Here is a 14,074-nt window from a genome sequence, read left to right as displayed (position 1 = left end):
ACGTGCCCCCGAGGGACACTCGTCCACGACTCATACGGCGTAGCCAACCACACCGCCCGACGGCGCCACCGCCCGGATGAGCCGGGTCCGGCCCGGAACCTCCTGACGCTAGTGGGCTGCCGCTGCCGTCTCCACCCGTCAGGGCGTGATCATCTTCATAGGTCACCGCCGCCGAACCGGGGGTAGAAAGAACGGACCGCTGGGTCCGTTTTCGTATGCGTCGCTCATCGCTCGTTTCCTCGTCCAGTCGTCATGACGTCTGTTCGCTGCCGCACGAAGCACAGGGCCTGCAGCGGTCGCTGGTTCGCTGGCGTCTTGGCCCCGTATTCCGGGTGCCCGGACCGTACGGAAGGGCACACATGACAGACCGTCTCGTCGCCTCGGGCCGCGATGGCCTCCCCACCGGCAGCGAAGTGCCCGGTGCACGGGCGCTGAATGTGCTGTGTGTGCTGTGTGTGCCGCGTGCGCTGCCTGCCCTGGCCGCCGGTCGCGGGGAGTCGGCGCGGTGGTGAACACGAGGGGATTGAGCGCCCGGCAGCTCACCGCGCTGGTGGTGGCGCGGGCGACGAGTTGCGCGGGCTTCTTCGCCGTGCTGCCCTACCTCGGGCTGTGGCTGGTGGACTCCCGTGGCCTGAGCGGGGCCGACGCCGGCCTGGTGGTGGGCGCGGCGATCCTGGCCAACCGGGCCGGCGGGGTGCTGCTGGTGCCGCTGATCCACCGGCTCGGGCTCAAGGCCTCGGTCGGCGCCGGATACCTGGGTGCGGCCCTCGCGTTCGCCGTGCTCGGGGCGGGTCTGCGCCTGCCGGCCTACGGCTGGCTGGTGGTCGCCGCGCTGGCCGGCCTGTCCCTGGCGATGGCGACGACGGCGATGAAGGCCCAGGTCGCGGCGTTCCCGCCCGATCAGCGGCTGCGCGGGTTCAGCTACCTCAACATGGCCGTCAACGCGGGCTCCGCGGTCGGCCCGGTCATCGGCGGCGCCCTCCTGGAGTGGCACGCCGGCTGGCTGCCGCTCGCGGCGGCGGCGCTCGATCTGGTGGCGCTGGCCGCGGTGCCCGCGCTGCCGGGCACGTGGCGGGCCTCCGAGCCTCCGCAACAGGCCGCCGGCAACGACGACGGAGAGAAGGGCCGGGGCCGGTGGCTGCCGCAGCGCCCCTTCGTCGCCTTCTCCCTGCTGGTGTGCGGCACATGGGTGGCCTACGCCCAGGTCTTCGACGTCCTCCCCGCCTACCTCGGCGACACCATCAGCACGCGCGACCTGGGCCTCGTGTTCACCCTCAACGCCGTCCTGGTGGTGGCCCTGCAGGTCCCCGTGTCCGCGCTGTCCCGCCGGGTCCTGAACCGCCCGCGCGCGGGCTTCGGCCTCCTGTGCACCGCGGCCAACGTGATCCTCGCCGCCGCCGTCGTGCTCTTCGCCTTCGGCCGCACGGGCGGCCTCGGGCTGCTCCTCGCGGCCATGGTGCTCTTCACCCTCTCCGAACTGGTGTGGAGCCCCCTCTACGACGCCCAGGTGGGCGAGCGCCGCGGCAGCCTGTCCACCACGGCGGCCTACGCCCTCGCGGGCGTGGCATGGGGCGCCGCCGAGTCGGCCGGTGCCTGGCTCGGCACGCTTCTTGCGGTCCGTCCCGCCGAGCCGGGAGCGCTGTCGCCGGCGGCGGCACCGTACTGGGGTGCCGCCGCGCTGGCCCTGCTCACCGGCCTCGCCATGTCCTGGAACGGCCGCCGTACGACAGACCGCCGTGCACCTGCCGGCCATACGCCCGACACCCCGCCCAGCGGTCACGAAAGGAACTCCCATGACGTGGATATGCCTGCTCGGCCCTAGCACCACCGGATCCCAGGCCATCGCCCTGCACGGGCACCGGCCCGTGGTGCTCGCGCCACCGGGCGAGGCGATACCCCGCGAGGTCACGGCCCACGCCGAACGCGTCGTCTTCTGCGACATCACCGACCACGACGCGACCAGAACCGCCGTCGACCGGCTGACCGCCGAACTCGGGCCTCCGCACCTGGTCGTCTCCTTCACCGAGCACGCCCAGGAAGTCAGCGCCCGGATCGCCACCGACCTGGGACTCCCCTCCGTCTCCCCCGCCGCGGCCGCCCACGCCCGCGACAAGGCGACCATGCGCCGGCTCCTCGCCGACACCCCCTATGCGTGGCCGTACGCGGCCGGCACCGCCGGCGAAATCGTCGATGCCGTGCGCGCCGAACCCGACGGCGTCGCCTGGATCGTCAAGCCGGCCGACGGAGCCGGCAGCGCCGGGGTCACGGCGCTGGAGTCGCACGCCGACCTCGAACGCTGGCACGCGAAGGTCACGGCCGGGCAGGAGCCCCGTACGCGGGGAACCGCCGGCGAGCAGGCCGGCGCCGCCCGCTACATCGCCGAACACGCCGCGAACGGCCCCGAATTCAGCGTCGAGGCAGTCAGCACGGCCGGACGGCACACCATCCTGGCCATCACCGCGAAACAGACCACCGGCAGCCCCAATTTCATCGAAACCGGACACGTCGTCCCCGCTCCCCTGCCGGAAGACGACGGCGAACGCCTGAAGGACGCGGTGCGCTGCGTCCTGGACCGGCTCGGGATCCGCAACGGCGCCAGCCACACCGAACTGCGGCTGGACCCGGTGCACGGCCCCGTCGTCATCGAGACGCACACCCGGGTCGGCGGCGACTGCATTCCCGAACTCGTCAAGCTCGCCACCGGCCGGGACCAGTACGACCACGCGATCGCCGCTCTGCTCGGCACGGACCCCGCCCGGTCCCCGGCCCCGGCCGCACCGGCAGCAGCCATCAGCTTCGTCACGCCCCCCGCCCCGGGCGCCCTCACCGCCCTCTCCCTCACCCCCACGAACGGCGTCCTCCGCTGGCAGTTCGACCGCGCGCCGGGCGCCGACCTCAGCGAGCTCCACAGCTCGCACGACCGCATCGGCTACGCCATCGCCCTCGCCGAAACCCCTGCGGAGGCGATGCGTACGGCCGCCGAAGCCACCGCCGGCGTCCGGGTACAGGTCACGGCTCCCACGCCCTGACTCCGGCTCGCCCCGCGTTGGTCGTCACCGGCCGCACCACCCCGCGGAACAGCCACAGAGGATCGTGATGCACGCCCATGTTCGAACCCACGGCTTGACGGCCGTCACGGAGGTGCCATGCCACTGCAGATGAAGCTGACGGCGATCACCCTCGACTGTATGGAGTGGGGGGCGACCAAGCCGGAGTATCAGCCGGGCGCGGACCGGTGGCGCGTCCTCACCGACCCGGCCGGGCACCCTTTCTGCCTCACCGCCGGAGGCTGACGTCAGGAGCACCGCCCGCGGCCGCGGCGCGGGCGGGCGGTGCCGGGAAGGGGCGGTCGCGGCCGGGCTTGGGGCCTGTCTACGCTCGGGCGACGGGGACGACTGGCACGAGAGGTGATGAGGGATGGGGAAGACGGAGATACCCGGGGCGCGGGCTCGGCTCGTGGAGGCTGCTGAGGCACTCTGCACGTCTCTGACGTCCCTGGCCGAGCGGCTGACGCCGGGCCGGGTGCCGGAGTTCGCCGTGTCCGGCGATCCGTCCGTGGACACCGGCACGGAGCCCCCCACGTACGCGTACACCATCTGCACCCGTGTGCACGTCCGGGACGCACGGCCCGAGCGCGAGGCTTACGAACCCGGGCTCGCCGCCCGCGCGGCCGCTCTGCTCGCCGCCGACGGCTGGGAGACCACCGAGAAGATCCGCGAACCCCGCCCTGGAGTATGGGGTGTCGTCGTGACCGGCCTCCGCAACGGCATGGAGATCGTGGTGTCCGTGTCGCGACGCCGCGACGAGGTGATGTACCAGGGCCGGACTCCGGCCGTCGCCCTGTACGAGCACGTGCCGCACGTCCGCCCCGACCCGGTGGTCACTCCGGAGACACTGCAGCCCGGGCACACCCTGTGTTACGAGTGCGACGGCCTGGGCTGGTGCCCCGGCTGCGAGGGCCGGGGCTGGGTCCTGGGCGGCCGGCCCGGCTGGGGCGGCGGGTCCCCCGATCCCGGCCGCCTGGGCCGGTGCCCGGAATGCTTCACCAAGCGGGTGTGCCCGATCTGCAGGGGGCGGGGCAGTCAGCCGTTCCAGGTTCCAGGTGGCTGATGTACCGCCGCGGGGTTGCCGGGGTTCACGGCTCGCTCTCTCAACGGTGGAAGGGCAGGGGCACCTCTCGTCACTCGTCCTCCGACGCGTCGTGGACCGGCATGACCAACGTGGTGAAGCTTCCCTGGTCCGCGGAGCGGACGATCACGGGCTGGGACGGAGAGGAGATCTCCAGCAGTACGTCGGGGCCGACCCCGGCGTCGAGCGCCGGGAGGAGCACGTGCGGGTCGAAGGCGATGCGCACCGGCGGCCCTGTGCAGATGGCGGGCGCCGTGGCGGCCACCGAGCCGCGCGTGGCGAGGGTGAGCTGCTGGTCGCCGGTGAGCAGGGTCAGTGGCCCGGCGTGGCCGGCAGCGGCGATCGTCTCGCGCAGGGCGGTCCGGTCCGTGATGATCCGGTGCCGGGCGGCCGGCAGGTCGTCCAGGATCATCCGGTAGTCCGGGAACGCTCCGTCGACGGTCGAAAGGTCCCGTACGACCGTGTCGCCGTACAGCCGTACGCCCTGCCGGCCCGGGTCTGCCTCGATGCGGATGTCCGGCATGCGCAGGGCCCAGGACGCGGCCTCCTTCAGCTCCGCGGCGTCGACCAGGACGCGGCACGGGTCACCCGCAACGCCCTCGGCCGAGGAGGCCCGCAGCGCGCGGACCGCCAGGCGGTAGCGGTCCGTGGCCACGAGGCGCGTTTCCTGACGGTCGAGTTCGATCAGAACGCACCCGAGCACCGGGAACTCGTCCCGTACGGAAGCGGACGCCACCGCCGGGGCGACCTGGCGCACAGCGCTGGCCAGCTCCGCCCCTCCGAGCCGCACCGAGGCGCGGCGCGCGCCTCCCGTCAGGTCGCGGAGGATCTCCTCGATCGCCGACCGGGCCGACGCCGCGGTCTCTCGCGCCCGCCGGGCGTGCCCTTCCAGAACGGCGCGGGCTTCCTCGCGGGTGCCGTCGAGCACCACCGAGGCGTCGGTGAGCGGCATTCCGGCCTCGCGCAGCCGCCGGACCAGGACCGCTCGGGGTTCCTGGTCCGCGGCGTAGTAGCGGTAGCCGGTCGCGTCGTCCACGTAGGCGGGGCGCAGCACGTCGCAGTCGTCGTAGAACCGCAGGGCGCTCGGCGCCAGCCCCACCCTGCGTGCGAAGGCGCCTATGTTCATCAGCGCGTCGTTCTCGTCCATGACCGCGATTGTCGGCCTTCAAGCGGCTTGAAGGTCAAACGGTGCCCGGGACAACTCACTCCCCCTCCCTTTCCGGTCCTCCCCTCCGGCCCCCCGCGTGTCAGAGAATGCCGAGCGTCCTCAAGTCCGCTACGTACTTGTCGATGAAATCCGCCGAGAGGGACGGTATGGCGCCCCCGCCGGCGCCGGAGCCGGCGACGGCCGTGGTGAACCGTCCGGCCGGCACCATGGAGCTCGTTCTCGGCTCGGTCGGGCGGGCGTAAGCCCGCATCAGCGGCAGCATCGACAGCCGGCGCTGGTGTTCGGGGAGGCCTCTCAGGGCCGCCTCGAACCGTACGCGCCACTGTTCGTAATCGTCGATCCGGGCGATCGGGTGGCCCGCGCGGATGAGCCAGTCCACGATCTCGTCCAGCGAGACGTCGTCGTCGTTCGCGTTGACGGTGTTGTACGTGACGTAGCCGTCCCGGCTCCGAGCGCTGAGCGTGGCGATCGCGTCGGCCGTGAAGTCCACGGGCAGCCCGCTGTAGTGGGCCCGCCGGCGGTTGCCGTCCGCGTCGAGCCGGTGGAAGGAGCGCGGCGCCATGCCCGTCGCGACGACGCTCAGGAGCAGCCGCGTGAAGCGGTCGGGGAGGTTCAGCTGTCCGGTCAGGCGGCTGTGGGCGAGGACCATGTCGGGGCGGAACACCGCGACCGGCAACCCTGTTCTGTCGTGCGCGTCCCGGAGGAGGACCTCGCCCGCCCACTTGCTGGTGGCGTATCCGTTGGCGTCGGAGTCGTTCAGCTGCCGTGCCGGCGAGACCGTACGGACGTCGGCCGTCTCGTCGAGGAACGTCCCGTCGGGCATCATCGCGGCCGCGATGGTCGAGACGTAGGCGAACTTCTTCATCCGGTGTGTGAGCGCGAGTTCGATCAGCTGGGCCGTCGCGACGACGTTCGGCTCGAACAGCCGGCTGTACGGGAGGACGTGGTTGACCAGCGCCGCGGAGTGCACGATCCGGTCGGTCCCGGAGGCCAGCCGCTCCCAGGTCGTACCGTCGAGGCCCAGCTTCGGCGCGGAGACGTCTGCGGCCAGGACCTCCAGGTGCTGCGCCGCGGCCGCGTCGAACCAGTCGGTCCGGTCTCCGCACGCGCCGCGCAGGCACTCCAGGACGCGCTGCCCGGCGGCCGTGTCGTCGGCGCCGCGGGCGAGAACGGTCAGCCGGCCGCCCGATGCTGCGACGCGTTCGAGCCACTCGACGGCCAGGAACCTGCCGAGGTACCCGGTCGCCCCGGTGAGCAGGACGTTCCCGGTGGGCGGCGGTTCGGTCCGATCCGCTGACGTATCGGTCCGGTGCGCCGACAGCTCGGTCCCGTCCGGTGCTTTCGGCGCCCGCGCGAGAACCTGCTCGTCGACGAACCGGTCGAGAGTCAGATCGCCGGCCCTCACCTCGGTGGCCCCGCGGCCGTGGACCGAGGCGAACGTGGGCCGGGGCGCAGCAGATGTCCCGGGTGTCGCGGCGAGGTGGCCGGCGATGCCGGCGAGGGTCGACGTGGGGCTGAGGACGACCTGGACCGGGACCTCGGTGTCGAAGATCTGCTCAAGGACCGTCGAGAAGGTGAGCGCCGACAGGGAGTCGCCGCCCAGGTCGGTGAAGGCTGCCTCCGGCACGACCATCGAAGCGGGGTATCCGAGGGTGATCTGGACCGCGGCGAGGACCGCTTCCAGCGGCTCGGCGCTGCGGCCCGCGGCCCGCAGCGCCGCGATCCGCCCGGCCCTGCCGCCGGCGATGTCCGCGTACAACTGCTCCAGCTGTGCGCCGTAGCGGTCCTTGAGGGCGGGCCGCAGGATCTTGCCGACTCCTGAGAGGAGGCCGTTCTCGATCGTGAAGGGGTGCGGTTCGAGGACGACGTCGTAGGGGACCTCGTACGGGTTGAGGCCGGCGTCGCGGGCGAGTTCCCGCATCGAGTCGAGGATCTTCGCCCGGGTCGCGGCGTCGTCGTACGCATCGTCCGGCGGCGACTGCTCGCCGTCGCGCCGCCTGCCGTCGGGCTGTTCGCGGCCGAGGCGCTCCTGGTCGAGCTGCTCGCGGTCGGCGACGACCACGGCCAGCAGGAACGCCTGCTCGCTGCTGCCGTAGACGTAGATCTGCGCGATGTACGGGCTGGTCGAGTACAGCGCTTCCAGCCGGGACACGGCGACGAACTCGCCCTGGGAGAGCTTCACGACGTTGTTGATCCGGTCGACGTAGACCAGCCGGTCGGGTGCGATCTCGGCGACCACGTCACCGGTCTTGTAGTAGCCGTCCTCGTCGAAGGCGCGTGCGGTGACCTCGGGCTGCTTGTAGTAACCCTGCACCAGCCCGACCGACTTCAGGCGGAGTTCGCCCCGGGGGTGCGGCTTGTCGGTCGCGAAGTATCCGAGCTCGGGTACGTCCGCCAGCCGGTAGTCGATCACCGGGGGGCGGCGCACCTGCTGGTCGACGACGACCGGCCGGGTCGTCTCCGTCGACCCGTAGCAGTCGACGACCTTCGTGCCGAGGACCTCTGCCATGAAGGTGTGCATCTGCGACGACAGCGGCGCGCTGCCGCACAGGGCGCTGACGATCCGGCCGCCGAGCATGTCGTCGCGGACCCGGGTGCGTGCGGCCGCCTCGGCGTCCGCCCGGGTGATCCGGGGAGTGCCGGTGCGGGAGAGGCGGTCGGCTTCGAGGAGGTACCGCTGGTGGACCATGTCGCAGATCCTGGGGACCAGGCTCAGCACCGTGGGGCGCGCCAGGCCGATGTCGTCGAACAGCGTCGACATGTCGCTGCGAGCTGTGAAGAAGCCGATGCCGCCGGAAGCGAGCCCGGAGATCAGCCGGGCACGGCCGTTGACGTGGCTCATGGGCATGTAGTGCAGGACGATCGTCGGCACCGGCCTGTCGCTGCCCGGCGCGGCGTTCGGCATGCCGGTGCGGCTGTTCTGCCACATCCTCGTGATCATGGATGCGGTGTACATCGCGCCTTTGGGCGCGCCGGTGCTTCCGGACGTGTAGATCAGGCCGACCAGGCGGTCCGGGTCGCCGTCGTCACGGGGCTCCAGGGCGGGCAGCCGCCTTCCGCGGGCCAGTTCCTCCTGGAGCGGCACGACGGGGGCGCGCCCGCTCAGCTTGCCGACGGCCGTTTGAAGGGCCTCGCGGTGGTCGTCCACGCGCGGGTCGTAGTCGAAGACGACGAGGCGTTCGACGGAGCCGGTGGCGAGGACGGCTTCGACCGCGGCGTCGATCGAGCCGAGGTCGGCCGCGAGGATCCGCGGCTCCGTCTCGGCGAGGATGGGTGCCAGCCGTGCCGCGGTCCATCCCGTGGGAAGGGGGACCGACACCGCTCCCAGGTACATGCAGGCGAGGTCGATCGTGGCGTAGTCGGTGCTGGTGAATCCGAGCACTCCGATGAAGTCGCCGGCGCGCAGGCCGCCCGAGGCGGGGTCGGCCCAGGCGGCGGCGAGGCTGCCCACCTCCTGCCACAGTTCGGCGTAGGTCACGGTCTCGAAGTGAGGGAGGAGTTCGGTGGTGCGGCGGCCGGTGGCGGGGTCTTCGACGATGCGCTCGGCTCTGCGTCCGAGCGCGGGCCGGTCGGCGTAGCCGTTCATGGCGGCCGAGATGGTTTTGATGAGGCTGCCGTCGGCTCGGTGGACGGCCTCGGCGACGCTCGGCGCCGGGGCCGCGCGGGCGAATTCGGGGTCGCTGGTGTGGAGCGCCTCGACGCGGGAGGCTATGGCACGGCTACGGCTACGGCTCGCTTCGTGCTCGTCTTGGTGCTGCTCGTTCCGGAAATCGGCTTGGTGCGTGGCTTCGTGCGTGGCTTGGTGCGTGGCTTGGTGCTCACTCATGAATGTCCTCCGTTGGTGATGGAGCCGGTACTTCGGGGCACCGGGGCGCGGACATCGCGAAGGCCTTGCTCTCGCCGGCTGGTCCCCCTCGCTAGGTGGTCCGAGGCGACGTCTGGGACTGCGTCTGCGCGGCCTGCTTCCGGGCGGCGAGGCCGACGGCCGCCGCCATCAGCAGGTACGCCGCCACGGCCGCGAGCGCCGGAGCGACGATGCTGTCCCCGGTCTGGAGACCGCCGAGCAGGGCGATGCCGATCGTGGTTCCCGACTGCCGGGCCGCCGACAGCAGTCCGCTGGCGATCGCGGAGCGGTGCGGCGGGGCCGTCGCCATGACCAGGGAGATCTGGGGCACGGTGGCGAGGCCGAAGCCGAGTCCGATGAAGACGAGCCCGACGCAGGTGCCGATCGGGGCCTCGCCGCCCAGGAAGACCAGCAGCAGCCCGCCGGCCAGCGTCAGGGCGACGGCGGTGACCAGGACTTTCAGAGGACCGTGCTTGGCGTTGACGCGCCCGGCGACCAGCGGCATGAACGTGATCGGCAAGGCGGACGGCAGGAAGCACAGGCCGGTGGTGACCGGGCCGTAGCCGCGCACTTGCTGGAGGAAGACGCTGATGGAGAACACGAGCCCGTAGTAGCCGAGGAAGAGCAGCAGGCCCACCATGACGAGACCGCCGAATCCCGGGGCCCGGCGCAGGTCCTTGGGAATCATGGGGAAGGAACAGGTGCGCTGTCTGACGACGAACGCCGCGAGCGCTACGAGGGCGGTCACGGCTGCGGCGACGGGCAGTGGGCGGGTCCAGCCCAGTTCGCGGCCTTCGGTGAGCGCCAGCGCGACGCTTCCGAGGAAGACGATGCCGAGGAGCTGGCCCGCGATGTCCTGCGGCTCCTTCTTCGCCTCCGGTTCGCCGCGGGGCATGTGACGCGCCGAGAGCCACAGGATGGCCACGACGACCGGTATGTTGATGAGGAAGATGCTCCGCCAGCCGACGGCGGAGACGAGGGCGCCCCCGAGAATGGGGCCGAACGCGACCGGGCTTCCGGCGACCGTCGCCCAGACGGCGATGGCTTTGGCGCGCTTGCCCGGGTCCTTGTAGGCGTCGGTGATCAGCACCAGAGTGGCGGGCACGAGCAGGACCGCACCGAGCCCTTGCAGAACCCGCATGGCGACGAGTACGGAACCGTCGGGGGCGGCTCCGCAGAGCACGGACGCCAGCCCGAAAATGCCGATGCCGAGCCGGAACGCGGGAACGGAGCCGAACCGTCCGACCGCCGCGGCTCCGGCCAGCACGAGGCTGGCGAGAACGATGACGTACGCGTCGACCACGAGCTGCATCGTCGCGAGGCTCGCGTGCAGGCTGTCGCGCATCGCCGGGATCGCCACATTGACGATGCTGATGTCGATGACGAGCATTCCGTAGCCCAGACAGGCAACTGTCAGGACGCGTCGGGGTCTTACGGGAGCATCTCTCGCGTTCGGCGTGCGGCTGTCGAGACTGGTCGGGTTCGTCATGATGCGGCCATTTCGCAGAGACAGTGAGCCTGTTGATCTTGCTCCGGCAGCGTAGGCACGACGGCACCGACGGCGTCAACCACGGCGTCTCACGGTCGACCGAATATGACCGATAAGTTCAACTCAAAGGCGTCGCATATCAAAGGCGCGGCATATCGGATGCTCGGATTCCGTTCGGAGGATTACGCTCCAAATTCCTTCCGGATTCCCTGCCGACGTCGTTTCGAGGAAACGAGGCCGCGCGAGCCCGCCAGCGGGTCAGCAGGGTGCCCGGTTGCGCCGGAGCGCCGGGTCACCGACCACTACGGCGTCTGCCCGCGCGACGAGGTCACCGAGCCGGAGGATCACCATGAGGATCTGCCGCAGCCTCTGCACGTCCTGGTGCGGCGTCCGGCCGAGGCTGACCGTGTCCGGTCCGAAGCCTCCGCGGCTTACCTCAGCCCGACGTATCCGGCTGCTGCCGAGGCCGACGCCTCGGGCCTCATCGCGTTGACCACCGGGGACGGCCGGCCTGAGGCACTCGGCGCCGATCCCCGGGACCCGGACGCCGGGCACTTCCCGGCCGCCCCGGAGCAGTTGGACGCCTGGCACCGGACCCACTGGACCGTCCGCCGGCAGGGCGGCCTTCGGCACCGTCGGGGCCACGGACGGCAGGATCAAGGGCATCTGCACAGACGGCAGCTGACGTTTCGCAGGCCCGTGCGGTGCGTTCGGCCCGGGCCCTGGGGGCCTGGGCGCTCCGACCGGGTCAGCCGTGCAGGTCGAGGATGTATTCGTTGGTGATGAGGAAGGTCGTCACCACCCCCGCGCCGAACGTGCCCGCGCCGGACTCGGTCTCCGTGGAGCCGCCGAAGGGGCCGCCTCCGATGACCAGTCCCGAGCCTTCTTCGGTGGCGTTGCCGGAGGGGGCGTCAGAGAGCTTGCGCAGGGTCCGGTTCACCGAGAGGTCGATGATCTCGCCGGTGCTGCCGCTGAAGATGCTGAGCTGGTCGGTCGTCCTGGTCTGATAGACCAGCCCGCTGACGTTCGTCACGGATCCCGAGAGCTTCAGCTGACCGTCGTAGGAGGTGCTGGGTGTCGCACAGCGGAGAGTGCCTTTGCCGTCGACGGCTCCGGTATTGGTGATGTCCACCCTGATCGAACCGGAGCAGTTCAGGGTTTGGGCCATGGCGTCGCCCGCGGCGGCGGCCGGGGCGGTTCCGGTTGTTGCCAGCGGGATCGCCCCGGCGACGGCAGCTGCGGCGGCGATGAGTCTGCGGGTGCGGAACGGGAGCATGAGAAGCCCTCCTCCGGTCTTCACGGACGTCGGAGGTACACGGCCTCCACTCGGGAGTGTGCTCTCGCTTCACTCCAGATCGGAATCACCCATTCAGGTGAGCTCCGGTCCATCGTTGACGGAGCCTTGAAGGCCGGTCTGCTGTCGGATCGGACGCCGGCAGCCGCTGCCGGATCGCAGGCCGCCCGCCGCCAGGCTGTCAGACCGTCAGACCGTCAGACCGACAAGCGGAAGCCGAGGTCGCCGAAGGCGACGTGGTCGCCGGGGCCGACGCGGACGGAGCCGGCTATGCGCAGGCCGTTGACGTAGGTGCCGTTGCGGGAGCCGAGGTCCGTCAGGCGCCAGCCGTGGTCGAGCCAGCGCAGTTCCGCGTGCCGGCGGGAGACCGTGTCGTCTTCGAGGCGCAGGTCGGAGACCGGAGCCCGGCCGACGGTCAGCGGCTTCGTGCCGGGCTCGGGGAGCCGGAGGCCGGGGAGCCGCGCGGCCCGCCAGGCTCCGCGAACGCTCGCGCCGAAGGAGGACACGCGGCCCACCACGCGCAGGAGGAAGTCCGAGAACCGCCCGCGGGCCGGGAGGTCGGCCATGGCGAGCTCGATCTCGGCGCTGGTGCGGGCGGTCAGGACGAGGTCCATGCGGCGCATGAACGTGTCGTGGGAGAGCCTGCCGTCGCCGGTGCCGTCGCGCAGGATCGCCAGGGCCCTCTCCCGGTCGGCCTCGGAAGGCCGTGTCACGCGCGTACGGAACTCAGGAGACGTCATGAAGGTGATTCTCGGGTTTTCGAACCGTCCTGTCCACAAAATCAAACAGGTGCGCGTCACGCCACGCGAGCCTCTTTCACGGCGTCGCGTATCTTCCAGGCCGACCAGGGCCTTTGCCCTGCCAGCTGTTCGACCGCGCGGCCCAGCCAGTCCGCGTCGCCGAGCTTGTGCGTCTCGTCCGCGGCGCAGGTCTGTGCGAGCAGTTCCTGGAACAGCTCGTGTTCGATGGGGCTGTACCAACGAGGGTGGAGACCGAAGGGGGCAAGCCAGTCCTCGTAGGGGTGGCGCAGCGTCATGTGCAGGTAGCCGCGTCCGCGTCCCCTCCACGGGCCCGGCAGGGCATCGAGCAGCGCCTTCGCGCCGTACGAGTCCTTCGGGTACTTGGCCCCCAGTGTGCAGCGCCCGAGGATCATGATCCTGGACCAGGGGATCAGCCGCTCCTCGGAGTCCCGTGCGTGCTGGTGAAGCCCCTCCGCACGGAACTCGAGCCAGGTGCCGCCAGGCCTTCGGGAATCGCCCACCATCCAGCGGCCGTCGATCCTTTCCAACGGCCCCAGAGAAACGCCCGTGTCGCTCATCTGTCCATTGGATCACATGCCGTTGACCCGCATACCGGTGGATGGATCACATGCTCCACGGACCCCGTCAGCGGCGGGAGGTGGCACGCGCGGGCGGCGCGATGCGTACGCACTTCTCTTCGGGCGCGTTCTCGATGTCGTCGAGCTGGGCGGTGATCGTGGCGCGCAGGTCGTCGTAGTCGTCGAAGCGGTGGTCGTTGAACAGCGTGTGGCCCGTCCACATCAGATTGGCGCACACCCGTGCCGGCACCCGGCCGGTCTGGGCGCCCATGCCGACCAGGGCCACCGACGCGATGCTGCCCGGTGCCTGTTCGTTCTGCCGGTGGATCGCCTGGAAGGCGGCGGCGCACGCCAGGGCCACGTTCAGCGTCTCGCTCACGTTCTGCGCGGAATATTCCATCGTGGGCGCCGAGATCAGGAATTTCGGATTGACCGCCCCGGACGGCACGCATACCGCGCTTCCCACCGGGAGATTTCCCTCGTACTGGTCGCGTATTGCGCGCTGCACGCGCAGTTGGATTCCCGCTCCGAGGTGTCGCTTGATGGCCGCGTCGACGCCGCCGTCCATCCGGCCCCGGGAGTTGGTCGGGGAAACCCAGGCGTCGACGTCCTCATCGAGGATCGACCCCTTGCGGATCTCGATCCCGGGAGTGTCGGCGAACGCCGCCCGCCACGCCTCCACCACCTTCGTGTTGATATCGGTCAGCACTACTCGCAGCGGCGGCTGCACACGGTCCACGGTCATGGTCCACTCCCATCGGAAAGCCGGTCGTTCCAGCGCTCATGACGTTACCGCGCCTCACTGACAACGCTGCTGCGACCTGCGGTTCATG

Annotated in this window: 10 protein-coding genes and 1 pseudogene; 4 read left to right on the top strand and 7 right to left on the bottom strand. The window is 71.0% G+C overall.

The annotated features are described in order from the left end of the window. Positions 1-505: 505 nt before the first annotated feature. The 4 genes and pseudogenes from ACOTKD_RS18685 (at position 506) to ACOTKD_RS18670 (ending at position 4,110) form a co-directional block, all read left to right on the top strand. Positions 506-1,822, top strand: coding sequence for an MFS transporter (locus ACOTKD_RS18685; protein ID WP_424890096.1), 1,317 nt, complete (start codon positions 506-508; stop codon positions 1,820-1,822). Further along, on the top strand, positions 1,794-3,029 hold the full coding sequence (locus ACOTKD_RS18680; protein ID WP_424890095.1) for an ATP-grasp domain-containing protein: 1,236 nt from the start codon (positions 1,794-1,796) through the stop codon (positions 3,027-3,029). Before ACOTKD_RS18685 ends, ACOTKD_RS18680 begins: the two co-directional genes overlap by 29 nt. A 159-nt stretch (positions 3,030-3,188) precedes the next feature. Next, a pseudogene (locus ACOTKD_RS18675) lies at positions 3,189-3,293 on the top strand (VOC family protein); the annotation flags it as partial. Positions 3,294-3,417: 124 nt separating this feature from the next. Further along, positions 3,418-4,110: a hypothetical protein gene (locus ACOTKD_RS18670; protein WP_424890094.1), complete on the top strand. Its 693-nt coding sequence runs from the start codon at positions 3,418-3,420 to the stop codon at positions 4,108-4,110. A gap of 70 nt (positions 4,111-4,180) precedes the next feature. On the opposite strand, the gene ACOTKD_RS18665 is transcribed toward ACOTKD_RS18670, so the two are convergent. From ACOTKD_RS18665 to ACOTKD_RS18635, 7 genes are all read right to left on the bottom strand, one after another. After that, positions 4,181-5,275 (bottom strand): MerR family transcriptional regulator, encoded by a 1,095-nt coding sequence (locus ACOTKD_RS18665; RefSeq protein WP_424890093.1) that lies wholly within the window; start codon positions 5,273-5,275, stop codon positions 4,181-4,183. Positions 5,276-5,375: 100 nt separating this feature from the next. Beyond that, positions 5,376-9,122 carry a carboxylic acid reductase gene (gene car / locus ACOTKD_RS18660; RefSeq protein ID WP_424890092.1) on the bottom strand — a complete coding sequence of 1,249 codons (3,747 nt, stop codon included), beginning with the start codon at positions 9,120-9,122 and terminating at the stop codon, positions 5,376-5,378. 91 nt (positions 9,123-9,213) lie between these two features. Then, positions 9,214-10,629, bottom strand: coding sequence for an MFS transporter (locus ACOTKD_RS18655; RefSeq protein ID WP_424890091.1), 1,416 nt, complete (start codon positions 10,627-10,629; stop codon positions 9,214-9,216). Positions 10,630-11,377: 748 nt separating this feature from the next. Further along, positions 11,378-11,905 carry a hypothetical protein gene (locus ACOTKD_RS18650; RefSeq protein ID WP_424890090.1) on the bottom strand — a complete coding sequence of 176 codons (528 nt, stop codon included), beginning with the start codon at positions 11,903-11,905 and terminating at the stop codon, positions 11,378-11,380. A gap of 215 nt (positions 11,906-12,120) precedes the next feature. Further along, a complete protein-coding gene (locus ACOTKD_RS18645; protein ID WP_424890089.1) occupies positions 12,121-12,663 on the bottom strand; it encodes an FHA domain-containing protein in 543 nt (180 codons plus the stop codon). 56 nt (positions 12,664-12,719) lie between these two features. Continuing rightward, positions 12,720-13,241 carry a hypothetical protein gene (locus tag ACOTKD_RS18640; RefSeq protein WP_424890088.1) on the bottom strand — a complete coding sequence of 174 codons (522 nt, stop codon included), beginning with the start codon at positions 13,239-13,241 and terminating at the stop codon, positions 12,720-12,722. Between the two features lie 67 nt (positions 13,242-13,308). Further along, complete coding sequence (locus tag ACOTKD_RS18635; protein ID WP_424890087.1) at positions 13,309-13,986, bottom strand: macro domain-containing protein; 678 nt, start codon at positions 13,984-13,986, stop codon at positions 13,309-13,311. Positions 13,987-14,074: the final 88 nt, after the last annotated feature.

This window comes from Streptomyces sp. XH2, assembly GCF_049725035.1.
Lineage (GTDB): Bacteria > Actinomycetota > Actinomycetes > Streptomycetales > Streptomycetaceae > Streptomyces > Streptomyces roseoverticillatus.
Note: the sequence above shows the minus strand (reverse complement) of the source record. Positions and strands in the feature narration are given on the sequence as shown.

What these genes read in the sequence shown, in the direction of transcription:
- ACOTKD_RS18665 (WP_424890093.1), bottom strand. Translation starts at nt 5,275, where the DNA reads ATGGACGAGAACGACGCGCTGATGAACATAGGCGCCTTCGCACGCAGG.
- ACOTKD_RS18645 (WP_424890089.1), bottom strand. Translation starts at nt 12,663, where the DNA reads ATGACGTCTCCTGAGTTCCGTACGCGCGTGACACGGCCTTCCGAGGCC.
- ACOTKD_RS18680 (WP_424890095.1), top strand. Translation starts at nt 1,794, where the DNA reads ATGACGTGGATATGCCTGCTCGGCCCTAGCACCACCGGATCCCAGGCC.
- ACOTKD_RS18650 (WP_424890090.1), bottom strand. Translation starts at nt 11,905, where the DNA reads ATGCTCCCGTTCCGCACCCGCAGACTCATCGCCGCCGCAGCTGCCGTC.
- ACOTKD_RS18635 (WP_424890087.1), bottom strand. Translation starts at nt 13,986, where the DNA reads ATGACCGTGGACCGTGTGCAGCCGCCGCTGCGAGTAGTGCTGACCGAT.
- ACOTKD_RS18640 (WP_424890088.1), bottom strand. Translation starts at nt 13,241, where the DNA reads ATGAGCGACACGGGCGTTTCTCTGGGGCCGTTGGAAAGGATCGACGGC.
- ACOTKD_RS18655 (WP_424890091.1), bottom strand. Translation starts at nt 10,629, where the DNA reads ATGACGAACCCGACCAGTCTCGACAGCCGCACGCCGAACGCGAGAGAT.
- ACOTKD_RS18670 (WP_424890094.1), top strand. Translation starts at nt 3,418, where the DNA reads ATGGGGAAGACGGAGATACCCGGGGCGCGGGCTCGGCTCGTGGAGGCT.
- car (WP_424890092.1), bottom strand. Translation starts at nt 9,122, where the DNA reads ATGAGTGAGCACCAAGCCACGCACCAAGCCACGCACGAAGCCACGCAC.